This window comes from Pseudoalteromonas sp. S4492, assembly GCF_005886115.1.
Lineage (GTDB): Bacteria > Pseudomonadota > Gammaproteobacteria > Enterobacterales > Alteromonadaceae > Pseudoalteromonas > Pseudoalteromonas gelatinilytica.
In genome coordinates this window covers 136,704-150,565 of record NZ_PNCP01000004.1, presented here as the reverse complement: position 1 = coordinate 150,565, position 13,862 = coordinate 136,704, and the positions used below count along the sequence as shown (strand labels likewise).

Here is a 13,862-nt window from a genome sequence, read left to right as displayed (position 1 = left end):
CTACCTATAAGAAAAGCTGATACATTATGGATATTGATGCCCTCAGAACTTTTTGTGCTTTTGTTGATACAGGCAGTTTCACCCGTGCTGCAGCACAAATTTGCAGAACCCAATCTGCGGTAAGTATGCAAATGAAAAAGCTTGAACAAGACCTCGCAAGTCCGCTATTTGAAAAGCAAGGCCGTCAGTTGGTGCTAACCCATCAAGGCCACCAGCTAGCAAGCTATGCAAAGCAGTTGATAGCGCTTCATGATGAAGCCTTTAAGCAATTAAAAGCAGGCACTGGCAATTTACGTGTGCGCATTGGTTGTCCTGATGACTATGCCCACTCTTTACTACCAGAGCTTGTTGATGCTTTACACCAACAGTTTAATGCACTGGATTTACAAATAAGCTGCGCCCCAAGTACTGAGCTTAGAGCCAAACTAGACCAAGGTATGCTCGATTTGGTGATTGCCACTCGCTCGCCAGACAGTGAAGAAGGCTACTTATTACAATCAAGCCAAGGCGTGTGGGTGAAAAGCCCCGGTTTTAAGATTAACAATTCAACCCCACTTCCTATCGCCTTGTTTCAACGAGACTGTAAGTTTCACCAAGCCAGTATTGAGGGTCTATTAAAAGCCGAGCGTCGCTTTAATATTATTGCCTGTTGTGGCTCAGCGGGAGCGTTACATGGCTTGATTAAACAAGGACTGGCAATTGGCAGTATGGCGCGAATAAGCATGCAATCAGGTGTGGAAGAGGTGAGCGATAACTCACTTCCGGTACTGCCTGTCATTGATATCGTCCTGCTTTATGGTAATCATGCCCACAACCCTCTCAGTCATGAACAGCTTAAGCAGCTTGTGGAGTTGATTAAGACGTAAAAAACATATCAAGCTAAAGAAGCTTTACTAACTTACGAGTTCTATTAGGCTCTGTAAGGTATAAAAACTCTGTTAAATCATGGGCACTGTTGATCAGCATATGTTGCTTAGGTTGAGTTAATTGCCAACTTTCTGTTGCAGCGGTTGCCAAATCAATACGTTGGAAACTAATAGTATCAGCATGCTCCATAGTGACCGCTAATTGCTGGTTACTTACAGATATACCAATGATGTCATTGTTAGCAGCTTGCCAAACAGTCTCAGTATCTCCTCGGCCATTAACTCGAAACACTTCGTTGCTATTTGAAAAATAGATCTGGTCTTGCTCATCTAAATCCATGCCATAGCAGCTTAAACGTTTCCCTGAGCCTGTGAAAGGTGTCAAAGTTAGGCTTGTTAAATCGAGTTTTGCTGGATGAAACGTCTGTCCATCCTCCGCTCGATATGAAACTAAAATCGCGTCTTGATTGTGATACATTTCTCGCAAGTAAAAAGAGTGATTTCCATGAGGAATTGTTTCATAAGTGCCACTGCTTAAATCAATTTTAAACAATGTATCTTTACTTGCGGTGTAAACCTGCCGTGCGTCTTGGCTCCAAACAATACCAAATAACTCATGGTTATCAGGGTTAGCAAAAATGCGAGTTTGCTTACCATTATCGTATAAAAATAATTGCTTTAATCCAAAACGATGAGACTCAAAAACAAATTTAGTTGAGTCTGGCGAAAACACGGGTAGAAAGTCGATTGATGAGGTATCTACGAGTTTAGTCAGATTGTCAGGGTTAGCACGTGTTTGGCTAACAATATCTACATCAACATTCACTAGCTCCATCAAAATGGCTTCAGCGTCTGGTGTGTACTGGGCATCACGGATTATTTGATAATTATTAAATGAAATTAACTGCTGTTCACCATCAAGATCCAGATTAACAAGCTGATTTCGTTGGCTAATCAATAGTGCTTGATTATTCGGGTGCCAACTTAACCCTTGAATACCGTTTTCTATAATGGCAATAGTTTGTATTTTTTTACTGGCTAGGTCGAGTACATCAATACGGTATTTGTTTTGCCCCGCCTCAATCCCCATTGCGACTTTACGGCCGTCTTTCGATAACGCATTAACAAGTAACCAATCTTGCTGTGTGGCAGCTAGTAAATGTGCCTTTTGTTTAGATTCTAAGTTAACTGAAACGAGTCGAGTATCGTTGTGTAGTTTATCTTTTTCTATGTAATAGAGCTTATCAGCATGCCAATCGATGTGGTGACTGGTTACAACGGTGCCATCAAATACACTCACCGTCGCTTGTTCTAATGGCTGAAATTTAGATAAATTAATGCTTATCGTGTTTAGATGTTGTTTCTGCTCTGTACTTTTCACAAACGCAATCGCATTATCGGAGGTCGACCACCCCAAAGCATAGTAGCTTGCAGCATCTTCAGTCAGCCTCACTTCTCGCTCTGTCGCAAGTTCTTTAAGCCAAATTTGCTGACTTCCTTTATCACCTCTAACAAAAGCAAGGTACTTACCACTATGTGAAAGTGACAAATTAGCTTCATTTAGTTCACTCGAAGTGAGTGGCATCAACTGGGTAAAGTGAGCAGTATCTTGCTGTTTAGGGATTAGTTGCCACGCAATAGCGATAAGGCTTACAAGTAAAAAAAACAGCAACCCAAGATTTTGCGCTTTTAGTTTTTTGCTCTGCCCCTGTGTTACTTTTTCAAGGCTATAACCGCGCTTTGGGTGTGTAATTATATACTGCGGATTTTTGGCATCTTCTTGGAGTGCTTTTCGTAGCAATGCGATACAACGCTGTACCGAACTTGGGTTGTAGGTGGCATTAGGCCATACTTTTGCAAAGATTACTTCTTGGCTTACAACTTCACCTTTATTTAAATAAAGGGTATGTAATACATCCATGACCTTTGGCTCGACTATTTGCTCATAATCTTGCGATGAAATTAAACATCGACTCTCATCAATTGCAAATTTACCGATTCGATAACGCGCCACTTACTTCTCCAATAAATATTTACGAATCAAAGATTAAGGTTTTCTTAAGAGAAACTCAAGGGTTACTCCATTGTCACTTTGCTCTGGCTATTGGATTGTTTTTGCTATCTCAAAATAGGTAATAAAAACAATGTATAAATATTTATCAACGCTCACTATTTTCATCAGTGCTTTTTTAATTTTTCAAATTCAGCCGATGCTTTCAAAGCAACTTCTACCGCAATTTGGTGGTGGTGCCTCTATCTGGTCAGCAAGTTTAGTGTTTTATCAAGTCATGTTACTTATTGGCTATTTCTATGCACATAACATGGGTCGCTTTCATATTAAGTTGCAGGTAGTCACCCATATAGTTTTAGTCACCTTTGCCACACTCATTGTTGTGACAAAATTTGCAGCCCCAAATCTCACAAATTGGCCGCCTACGCTTGCGGTGTTTGTTAATTTATTTATAGAAATTGGTCCAATATTTATTCTACTGAGCGCTACTAGCGTACTTTTACAAAGATGGTATGTGCAAACTTCTTCAGCACAGGTGCCTTACCATTGGTATTCCATCTCAAACTTGGGTTCTTTACTGGCATTAATGAGCTACCCGCTCGTTTATGAATTACTATTTTCTTTAGAGCAGCAAACTACATACTGGCTATTTGGACTTATCAGCTACTGCTTGGTATTAGCACTTATAGTAATATTTTTACTAAAAAAAGCCCCCGATTTATCAAGAGCGTCTATTCAAACTAGGCCTGTCACGCTTATAAAAGGTAAAGGTCAATGGCTGTTATTAAGTGCCTTAAGCTCAGCCATGTTGGTATCTACCACGCATATGATCAGCACTAATATTCCACCCATGCCATTACTTTGGTCGTTACCTCTTGTAATTTACTTGCTCACCTTTAGTTATACGTTTGCCAACAGAGCAAATTATCAGCGTCATGTGTGGGCATTTGTGTTTATATTTTCGGCTTTTGCAGGTCTGTTAATGTTTTATTTTGGCAGCTTATTCAATGCCCTAGCCCAGCTTATAATTTACAGCCTGATTCTATTAACCGCCGGTATGGTCTGTCATGGTGAGCTGAGATACAAAGCCCCTGAAAACGAGCAATTTACCATTTTTTACTTTTATATTGCCCTTGGCGGTGTGTTAGGGTCGCTTTTCAGTACACTCATTGCCCCATTGCTATTTGTCCAAATTGACGAGTATGTACTTACATTAGCGGTTATTTTTAGTTTTGTGTGTTATTACCAAATAAAAGCTAAAACAAAGACAAAACAGCTCAAATTCACTCTCGCAACCAGCTCCATCGCTTGGTTAGCATGCTATTGCTTTTTAGCAGTAAACTTTAACCAATATAACGTTGCCACTAGCCGCAACTTTTATGGCTATTTAGCGGTAAAAGATATAAACACTCAATCAATAAAAGAAAGGCGCTTAATTGACGGCACCACGATTCATGGCTCAGAGCCACTAAATCCAAACCAACAGTTTGAGCAAAGTTATTACCATCAGCATACTGGTGTCGCTAAATCACTTGCCATACTAAAGCAACACAGCGCACTAAACATTGGCGTCATTGGTTTGGGTGCAGGCGTTTTAGCGCGGTTTGCAGACCAACAGGATAGTATTCACTTTTTTGAGTTAAACCCTGCTGTGGTCGAGATGGCAAAGCGCTATTTCTCATATTTAGAAAACAGTGAAGCCAAGCTCACAGTCAGCTTAGGGGATGGTCGTATTGCGCTAAAAAATAATGCGGACGAAGTATTTGATGTCTTGATTATTGATGCATTTTCAAGTGATGTAATTCCTGCGCATTTACTAACCCAAGAAGCAATGTCACTTTATTGGCAAAGGCTCAATGAAAATGGCGTATTGATTGTGCACATTTCAAATAATCATATCGACTTACTGCCTGTATTACAGGCACATAGCCAACACTTTAATAAGTCTATGTTAAAGTTTAGCTATCAAGGCCATAGCCCATCAGACATAGGCTCAGACTGGGTGGTGCTAACTGATAATCAGGCTTTTTTAAATCGTGTATCTATCAGTGATTTGTCGCCTATTAAACGCTACCCACATAGCGAGCTGTCAATGTGGACTGATAGCAAACACAGTCTACTCCCCTTATTAAAATTCTAATAGGCATAAAAAAGCGCGATGATAATCATCGCGCTTATTAACTGCGTTTACTTTATTTAAGACTGCACTTAAATAGAACCTTTGATTGGTCCATGTTCGTGGCTTACATGTGGGTTTTGACCACGTTGGCGCAATAAGTGATCCATTAAAGTAATCGCCATCATCGCCTCAGCAATAGGAATTGCACGAATGCCCACACATGGGTCATGACGTCCTTTGGTGATCATCTCTACCGCTTCGTTGCGGGTATTAATGCTGTTACCCGGTATGGTAATGCTTGAAGTTGGCTTAAGTGCGATAGAGGCAATGATATCTTGCCCTGTCGAGATACCCGCAAGTACACCGCCCGCGTGATTTGATGTAAAACCATCAGGAGTTAACTCATCACGGTGCTCAGAGCCTTTTTGCTCAACCACATCAAAGCCGTCACCAATCTCAACGCCTTTTACCGCATTAATGCTCATTAATGAGTGTGCAAGCTCTGCATCTAGGCGATCAAATACTGGCTCACCGAGACCAACAGGCACATTTTTAGCAACCACTTTAACTTTAGCGCCTACCGAATCACCTTGTTTTTTTAGGTCGCGCATATATTCATCAAGCGCATCTAATTTACTCGGATCCGGGAAGAAAAATGCATTATTTTCTACTTCATCCCAGTTGTAGTCTTCTGCTTTAATTGGCCCAAGTTGGCTCAAACAAGCACGCACTTCAATACCGTGAAATTGTTTTAGGTATTTTTTTGCAATTGCACCTGCCGCTACACGAATCGCCGTTTCACGGGCAGAAGAGCGACCACCACCTCGGTAATCACGAATACCGTACTTATGCCAATAGGTATAATCACCATGACCGGGGCGAAATACATCGGCAATTTTGCCGTAATCTTTTGAACGTTGATCGGTGTTTTCAATCAGTAAACCTATGCTAGTACCTGTGGTTTTACCTTCGAAAACACCAGAAAGAATTTTTACTTCGTCACTTTCGCGGCGCTGTGTTGTATAACGACTTTGCCCCGGCTTACGACGGTCTAAATCAATTTGTAAATCGGCCTCGCTAATTTCAAGACCTGCTGGTGTGCCATCAACAACGCCGCCTAATGCAACGCCGTGGCTCTCACCAAAGGTGGACACTTTAAATAGTTGCCCGATGCTATTACCTGCCATTAATTTTCCTCATTCCTAATGACTACTGAGACCGAGCCCTCAGGCTCGGCTTTTAAAATCTGCTGTTAATCTTCGAAATAGTTAACAAGCTGCTGTTTGCTGATCACAAAAACACCAAGGCCACCTTGTTCGAATTCAATCCATTCAAATGGTGCGCCTGGGTACAGCTCTTCCATATGTACCATAGAGTTACCAACTTCGACAAATAACAAACCGTTATCAGTTAGATGCTCTGCAGCTTCAGCTAGGATGGTGCGAGTAACATCAAGACCATCATGACCCGATGCTAAACCAAGCTCTGGCTCGTGATGGAATTCACGAGGTAAATCAGCCATATCTTCAGCGTCAACATACGGTGGGTTAGCTACGATCAGGTCATATTTTTGACCCGGAACACCACTAAACACATCTGATTGAATTGGCAGTACACGGTCATTTAGCATGTAATCGCTAATATTAATATCTGCAACTTCGAGCGCTTCATATGAAATATCAACCGCATCAACCTGTGCATCTTCAAATGCTTGTGCAAGTGCAATAGCAATACATGCAGAGCCAGTGCATAAATCAAGAATGCGCGTTACTGAGCTTGGTTCTTCTAACCAAGGTGCAAAGCGATTGTTAATTAGCTCAGCAAATGGCGAACGTGGAATTAACACGCGCTCATCAACATAAAACGGCATACCTGCAAACCACGCGGTGTTGGTCAGGTACGGTACTGGCGTACAATCATTAATACGCTCTGCAATTAGTTCAGCTAAACGGTTTTTCTCGGTGCTGGTTAAACGCGCATGCATTAGCTCTTTTGGCGCATCGATTGGCAAACTTAATGCGGGTAACAATAAGCTAACTGCTTCATCCCACGCATTATCTGTGCCGTGCCCAAAGAAAATACCACTGCTGGCAAATTGACTGGTTGTCCAACGTAACCAATCATGCAACGTTGAAAGTTCTGCAATTGCCTCGTCTAAAATTGCGTCTTCAATCTGGAAATGGTTCATGTATGTTCCTTAACTTTCAAAGTCTGTTCTGACGCGTATTGTACCGTCTTTTCAGTTGGTTTTTACTCGATTTTTAGCGTTTTTTTGTTTAGACTGCCGCCATGAAAAAAGATCCCCACGCCAACAACCACATCAGCACTGACGATATTGACTTATTTCGTCAGAGTATCAGTGGTGCCAAAGCATTTAAACAAGACACAATTCGATTCACCAATAAGCCTAAAGTGTCACAAGCGAAGCAATTTTCCCAGCAAAAAAAGCAACATCAGGCAGAATTTTTCTTTTCTGATGAATATGTACCAGACATCGACACTCATGGCACTGTAAGTTATGTCAAACCAGGTCACGATAGCTTTTTAGCAAAGCAACTTCGCCGTGGAGATTACCCACCTGAGTTAACTCTTGATTTACATGGCTTAAATAAAGAATTAGCCAAAGATGAGCTAGCAGGTTTAATTCATGAGTGTAAAAAACAGCATTACTATTGCGCTTGTGTTGTGCATGGCATTGGTGAGCGCATACTTAAACACAAGGTACCGCAATATTTAGTGCAACACCCTGATGTGATTGCGATGCACCAAGCACCTCTTGAATTTGGTGGTAAAGGTGCGGTACTTATTTTAATTAATCTTCCACAAAGTGATGAGTTCAGACGCTAACGTCTTCTTGTCATAAGGCCTAAAGTGCATATTTTTTCGATTATCTTTCCACTGATTTTTATCGTATTAAGTGGTTACATCAGCTCGCGAAGTACGTTTTTATCGAAAGAGAATATAGCTGGGCTAAGTAAGTTTACTTTTTACATCAGTGTACCTGCTTTTCTATTTTTAAATATGGCCCAAGCCGATTTACAAAATAGTGTGTCTATTGCAGGTTTTTTGAGCTTTTACATCCCAGTATTGGCCATTTACGCCCTGGGCTATGTGATTGACCGCTATCTCATTAGCAAGCACTCTGCGCCGTCACGTCATGCTGTATTTGCTCTTGGCAGTAGTTACTCAAATACGGTACTGGTAGGTTTGCCTATTATTATTGCTGCACTTGGGCAACAGATGGTTGGCATTGTGTTTATGATCATTACTTTTCATAGCGCACTTTTGTTTACCCTTACCTTTTTGCTCAGTGCGAAGTCGCAGCAAACATTCTCTTGGCAAGCATTTGCTAAAAACATGCTGCTGAATCCAGTCGTGTTAAGTATCAGTAGCGGCTTGGCTGTTAACCTACTTGGCTTTACACTTTTTGATGATTTGGCAAATGGCCTGAGTCTACTTGCCAAACCTGCCATTGCCTGTGCGCTTTTTGTATTAGGGGCGAACCTTGCGTTTTATAAAGTGGCCGACAACTTACAAGCCTCAATCATCGCAACCATCATCAAGCTTGTTGTGTTCCCGTGCGGGGTCTACTTTTTTGCAGGCAGCGTATTCCACCTAGAGCAAACATTACTGAACGTGTTAGTACTTTTAAGCGCCTCTCCTTTAGGGGTCAACGCTTATCTAATCGCCAATCAAATTAAGCAACACCAAGCGACACTGGCAAGTAGCGTCGTGCTTTCAACAGTATTGAGTGTGGTGAGCTTTAGTATTTGGTTAAGTATTTTACTTTAGTTTTATAAGCCACCAGATACATCGATAAAACTGCCCGTTGTGAATGAGGCTTGCTCACTTGCCAAAAAATAAATTGCTGAAGCGACCTCGTCAGCTTCACCACCTCGCCCTAGCGGTAACTTAGATTTTAACCTATCAACTCGGTTTGCTTCACCGCCATCACGGTGCATATCGGTATAAATAAGGCCTGGCCTTACCGCGTTTACCCGAATACCTTTACTCGCGACTTCTTTGGCAAGGCCAATCGTGAAAGTATCAAGCGCTCCTTTGGATGCGGCATAATCTAAATATTCATTTGGCGAGCCTGTTCGCGACGCACCCGATGAAACATTGACAATACTACCTTTGTCCATACGCTTTATTGCTTCTCGCGCACACAGAAAGGCGCCAGTAACATTACAACTTAAAATAGCGTTGATACGCTTAGCATCCATCTCTAATAACGGCATTTGCGGCATCATCATCGCTGCGTTATTAACTAATACATCTAACCGCGAAACCTTAGCATCTAATTTAGCGAACATGGCGAGCACTTGCTGCTCATCGGCAATATCAGCTTGCAACGAATACGCATTCACGCCATAGGCTTTTAACTTATCAGCGACTTGCTCTGCACTTGCTTGATCTGACTTATAATTAATACACACATCATAGCCATGTTTAGCAAACAGCTTTGCTGTCGCTGCGCCTATACCGCGGCCGCCTCCGGTAATAAGAACCACAGGATTCGTGCTCATTCTGACTCCTTGAAAACTAACTTAAACTGCTCACACACCAACGGCATCTCAGGGTGACAATGATAGCCTGTACCTGCGAGCTCTCGCTGATAATAATCCCAATGCACACGCTGCCAGTACTCAAGGCTTTTGTCGCCCTCGCCTTCTAATGCGGCGTAATCGGCGCTTATTTGATTATATGGGGTAATAGTTACAGAGACGGTTTCAATTATGCCGAGTGGCTGTCCCTGCCAATTGGTAAAAATGGCTAAATCACCAACTTCAGGAAGGGCTTCATTATTGGCTTTAAACCAATAAAGTGAAGGGGTTGTTGCTTGTTTTACACCATTTAAAACCAATAATGCGCAGTCATTGGCATCTTGCTCATTGTCGCAAAAATGCCAACTTGGCAGTTCACTCACTTCGCGCCCTGATTGCTCATTAAAGCGAGCAATCATTTGCGCTATACGCTGCTCGTTACTTAACGGCTGCAACGACAGAAATCTCAACTAATAGCGCATCGCGCGCCATTTTGGCCTCAACACAAGCGCGAGCAGGTGCATGACCCTGTGGTACCCATGCATCCCAAACAGCGTTCATTTGTGCAAAGTATTCCATGCTTTTCAGGTAAATTGTGGCGCTTAGCATGTGCTCTTTGCTACTACCCGCTTCAATAAGTAGCGCTTCGACCTTGTCTAACATGGTTTGAGTTTGTTCGGTGATATCTTTTTCAGCATCAGCACAAACTTGGCCGCATAGGTATACAGTGCCGTTATGCTTAACGATGCGGCTCATACGCGCACCGGTTTGTAAACGTTCGATTGTCATAGTAAGAACTTAAAAAAATTAACAGTGGCGCTAATTTAGCAAATCCACTGTTATATTTCGACGTTATTTGGCGAGTGAATACTGAGGTAGTGACTGCGCTGTTTATGTTCATCATATTCGATAACAGCAACCGCACCAGTATTGAAAATTGGCATATGACCAGGACTTAACTGATCAACTAAGTAACTAACAATGGGCATATGGGCAACGACTAACCAGGTGTTGCACTGTGGATGCATAGCAATCAGCGTTTCAAGATAATCAGCAGCAACTTGCGGAACACCATCAGGGGTAATATCGCTACAGGTTTCATTAAATTGTAACGAAATATGTTGTGTCGCATCGGCAGCAGTCTGTTGTGCACGAATGTAAGGACTTACCAACAAAGCGTCAGGTTTATGGTGTGTTGCTAACCACTGCCCCATTCTACTGGCTTCTTGGTGACCGGTCTCGGTCAGTTGTCTTGCTGCATCATCTGCTTGCATTGGCGTAGCTTCGCCATGGCGCATGATTAAGATTGTTTTCATAAAAAATCAACCGATTAAAGAATATAAAACAGTAGCCAGTTTGCTTGATTGTTCGCTATATTAGAATATCATCACTAGATACATTAAACATCCGCTTATGATATTCAGGTAGATTTTCGTAGCTCTGTCTTTTTTAGCTTTCCTGAAAATATCATCTGTTGTTAAGACATTAACGCATTCTTTCAGGAGCATCTTTTGAATATCAGCCGCAATGATAACAGAACATATCAGCCCCTAACACTGGACAATGGTCTAAAAGTACTTTTAGTGCAAGACTTAGAGTCAACAAAATCAGCGGCTTCTATGGCAATCAATGCAGGCCATTTCGACGATCCCCTTGATAGACAAGGTCTCGCGCACTTTTTGGAACACATGCTTTTTTTAGGCACTGATTTGTACCCAGAATCGGGCGGATTTTCCAATTTTGTATCACAGTCTGGTGGCAATACCAACGCGTGGACTGGCACAGAGCACTCTTGCTACTTCTTTGATATTAACAACCAACAGTTTGCTGAAGCACTGGCGCAATTTAGCCGCTTTTTTATTGCCCCCCTATTAAATCCTAAAGAAACCAGTAAAGAGCGTAATGCTATAGATGCAGAATTTAAGCTAAAAATAAAAGATGATGGCCGACGTATTTATCAGGCTCACAAAGAAACTGTGAACCCAGCTCACCCTTTTGCAAAGTTTTCGGTCGGTAATCAGCAAACTCTTGCGGATCGTGAAGGTTGCATCAGTGATGAGCTACGCGCTTTTTTCGATAGTCATTATCAGGCTCAGTGGATGACACTGGTGATCTGTAGCAATGAAGATATTGCAACCATGACAACTTGGGTAAAACAATTTTTTAGCGAAATAAAAGGGCAGCCTAAAAGTAAAGAGATCATAGAGCAGCCACTTTACCGTAAACAAGACTTAGGTAAGGTGTTACACATTGAACCTCATAAACATATGCAAAAGCTCATTATTAGCTTTGCGATGCCAAATATTGATGACTTTTATCGTCACAAAACCGTTAGTTTTATTGCCCACTTACTCGGCTACGAAGGCAAAGGGTCGCTATATTCTATTTTAAAAGAGCAAGGTTGGATCAATGCTCTGTCAGCAGGTGGCGGTATTAATGGTAGTAACTTCAAAGATTTTAATATCAGCATGGCGTTAACTGATGAAGGTATTGAATACTATGAAGATATCGTCGAAATGGTGTTTGAGTATATCTGCTTAATCAACCAAAACTGCGATAAATTGCCGCGTCTTTATCAAGATAAAAAGAACCTATTACAAATCGCCTTCGATAACCAAGAAAAAGCGCGCTTAATTGATTGGGTGAGTAACTTAAGCATTAATATGCAGCATTACGATGAAGCCAACTATGTGCAAGGCGATTATTTAATGGAAGGCTTTAATCGCTGCGCCCACGAAATTGCCATGCAATGGCTCACGCCTGACAACATGCGCTTGGTACTAATCCATCCAGGTGTTGAACCAGAGCACACCACCGCTTGGTACAATACCCCCTATAAAGTAGAAGATATCTCAACAAGTTGGCTTGAAGCACTCAGTGAAATAAACACACCATTACCACAGATGTGCTTGCCTAGTGCCAACCCCTATCTCACTAAAGATGTTGAACTACTGCCATTAGATGAGCCAACCAATGAACCAGAATTATTAGTCAAAAGAGAGGGCTTTGATTTTTGGTTCAAACAAGATGCGACTTTTCGGGTGGCTAAAGGACACTTTTACTTAGCAATGGACTCAACCTTTGCGATTAAAGATGTTAAACACATGGCGCTTACCCGCTTGTTTGCCGACCTGTTTATGGACAGTGTAGCTGAGCAATTTTATCCGGCAGAATTGGCAGGCCTTAGTTATCATTTAACCTCGCACCAAGGCGGCTTAACCCTACACACTGCGGGCCTTTCATCGAGTCAGTTAGAGCTCGTTAATGAATTACTGGATGCGCTCTTTAATGTTGAGATCTGTGCAAAACGCTTTGCTGAGTATAAAAAGCAGCTTGTGAGACACTGGCGAAACAGCAATCAAAATAAACCCGTCAGTGAGTTATTTAGTATTTTGGGTGCGCAAATCATGCCGTGGAACCCAGAGCCGAATGCCTTAGCGCAAGCTTTAAAAGATACCAGTTTCCATCAGTTTAATTGCTTTAGAAATGAGTTTTTTAAAGCTTTGCATGTTGAGTCTTTTTTACATGGTAACTGGCAGCGCAGTGATGCTATTAAGTTTCAAAAGCAAGTGACTGAACACTTAGCTGGCAGCACCACGATTATTGATTTAACGCGACCACTCAATGATATTACCGATGTTGAGCAGCAGCGTTTTACGTTAAATTGCAGCGATCATGCGATGGTGCTCTACTACCAAGCACGCACCGATGACACCACTGAAAAAGTCCAAATGATGGTACTAAATCATTTGATAAATCAAGACTACTTTAATGAGTTAAGAACCAAACAACAGCTTGGCTATTTGGTTGGTGCGGGCTATGCCCCATTTAATACCCGTGCAGGTATCGCTTTTTATGTGCAGTCACCTAAGCATAGTGCAGATGAGATACTGAAACGTCATCAGCTATTTATTAGCAATTATGTCTCGCAAATAAACAGTATTACTGAACAACAATGGCTCGATGCCAAAGCGGGTCTTGTCACACACATTGCTGAAAAAGATAAAAATTTACGCCTGCGCTCGCAACGTTTATGGTTAGCAATTGGTAATCGCGATACTGAATTTAATATGCAACAGCAGCTTTTAGAGGCGCTTGATAAGTTAAGCCTTACTCAAATGCAGCAGTATATTACCGAGACATTTAGCGATAACCGACCAAGAATAGAACTTTTAAGTGAGCCAAAGGCCAAAAAACAGCCAAAAGCAACCCTTTCTTCGCATTCTCTTTGACTCGGACGCGGGCTTAGATTAGATTAATTGGTGCGAATTACGGTAATGCATTAATGACAAAAATAATAAAAATGATTTCTGCTTTTT

General features: G+C 41.8%; 12 protein-coding genes. 5 read left to right on the top strand and 7 right to left on the bottom strand.

The annotated features are described in order from the left end of the window. The first annotated feature begins 26 nt into the window (after positions 1-26). Positions 27-866, top strand: a complete 840-nt coding sequence (locus CWC28_RS01385; protein WP_138624611.1) for a LysR family transcriptional regulator — start codon at positions 27-29, stop codon at positions 864-866. A 13-nt stretch (positions 867-879) separates the two neighbouring features. Here CWC28_RS01385 and CWC28_RS01380 read toward each other — a convergent pair whose 3' ends face one another. Next, positions 880-2,880: a winged helix-turn-helix domain-containing protein gene (locus CWC28_RS01380; protein WP_138624610.1), complete on the bottom strand. Its 2,001-nt coding sequence runs from the start codon at positions 2,878-2,880 to the stop codon at positions 880-882. Positions 2,881-3,010: 130 nt separating this feature from the next. On the opposite strand from CWC28_RS01380, the gene CWC28_RS01375 reads away from it, so the two are divergent. Then, complete coding sequence (locus tag CWC28_RS01375; RefSeq protein ID WP_138624609.1) at positions 3,011-5,017, top strand: fused MFS/spermidine synthase; 2,007 nt, start codon at positions 3,011-3,013, stop codon at positions 5,015-5,017. A 68-nt stretch (positions 5,018-5,085) separates the two neighbouring features. Here the strand turns inward: CWC28_RS01375 and aroC are convergent, their stop codons facing one another. Beyond that, on the bottom strand, positions 5,086-6,183 hold the full coding sequence (gene aroC, locus CWC28_RS01370; RefSeq protein WP_138624608.1) for a chorismate synthase: 1,098 nt from the start codon (positions 6,181-6,183) through the stop codon (positions 5,086-5,088). Between the two features lie 65 nt (positions 6,184-6,248). After that, positions 6,249-7,184: a 50S ribosomal protein L3 N(5)-glutamine methyltransferase gene (gene prmB, locus CWC28_RS01365; RefSeq protein WP_063706718.1), complete on the bottom strand. Its 936-nt coding sequence runs from the start codon at positions 7,182-7,184 to the stop codon at positions 6,249-6,251. Positions 7,185-7,285: 101 nt separating this feature from the next. Between prmB and smrB the strand changes: the two genes are divergently transcribed. Both smrB and CWC28_RS01355 read left to right on the top strand, forming a co-directional pair. Next, complete coding sequence (gene smrB, locus CWC28_RS01360; RefSeq protein ID WP_054553197.1) at positions 7,286-7,843, top strand: endonuclease SmrB; 558 nt, start codon at positions 7,286-7,288, stop codon at positions 7,841-7,843. 24 nt (positions 7,844-7,867) lie between these two features. Further along, positions 7,868-8,788, top strand: coding sequence for an AEC family transporter (locus CWC28_RS01355; protein ID WP_138624607.1), 921 nt, complete (start codon positions 7,868-7,870; stop codon positions 8,786-8,788). Between the two features lie 2 nt (positions 8,789-8,790). Here the strand turns inward: CWC28_RS01355 and CWC28_RS01350 are convergent, their stop codons facing one another. From CWC28_RS01350 to sixA, 4 genes are read right to left on the bottom strand one after another with little or no spacing between them, the layout of a single operon-like run. After that, positions 8,791-9,525, bottom strand: coding sequence for an SDR family oxidoreductase (locus tag CWC28_RS01350; protein WP_063706714.1), 735 nt, complete (start codon positions 9,523-9,525; stop codon positions 8,791-8,793). Continuing rightward, positions 9,522-9,998: an ASCH domain-containing protein gene (locus CWC28_RS01345; RefSeq protein ID WP_063706712.1), complete on the bottom strand. Its 477-nt coding sequence runs from the start codon at positions 9,996-9,998 to the stop codon at positions 9,522-9,524. Before CWC28_RS01345 ends, CWC28_RS01350 begins: the two co-directional genes overlap by 4 nt. Next, on the bottom strand, positions 9,982-10,332 hold the full coding sequence (locus CWC28_RS01340) for a RidA family protein (RefSeq protein WP_054562122.1): 351 nt from the start codon (positions 10,330-10,332) through the stop codon (positions 9,982-9,984). The genes CWC28_RS01345 and CWC28_RS01340 overlap by 17 nt, the downstream gene beginning before the upstream one ends. Positions 10,333-10,382: 50 nt before the next feature. Further along, positions 10,383-10,859, bottom strand: a complete 477-nt coding sequence (sixA, locus tag CWC28_RS01335) for a phosphohistidine phosphatase SixA (RefSeq protein ID WP_063706710.1) — start codon at positions 10,857-10,859, stop codon at positions 10,383-10,385. Between the two features lie 195 nt (positions 10,860-11,054). Here sixA and CWC28_RS01330 point away from each other — a divergent pair, with 195 nt between their 5' ends. Next, positions 11,055-13,775 carry an insulinase family protein gene (locus CWC28_RS01330; protein ID WP_138624606.1) on the top strand — a complete coding sequence of 907 codons (2,721 nt, stop codon included), beginning with the start codon at positions 11,055-11,057 and terminating at the stop codon, positions 13,773-13,775. Positions 13,776-13,862: the final 87 nt, after the last annotated feature.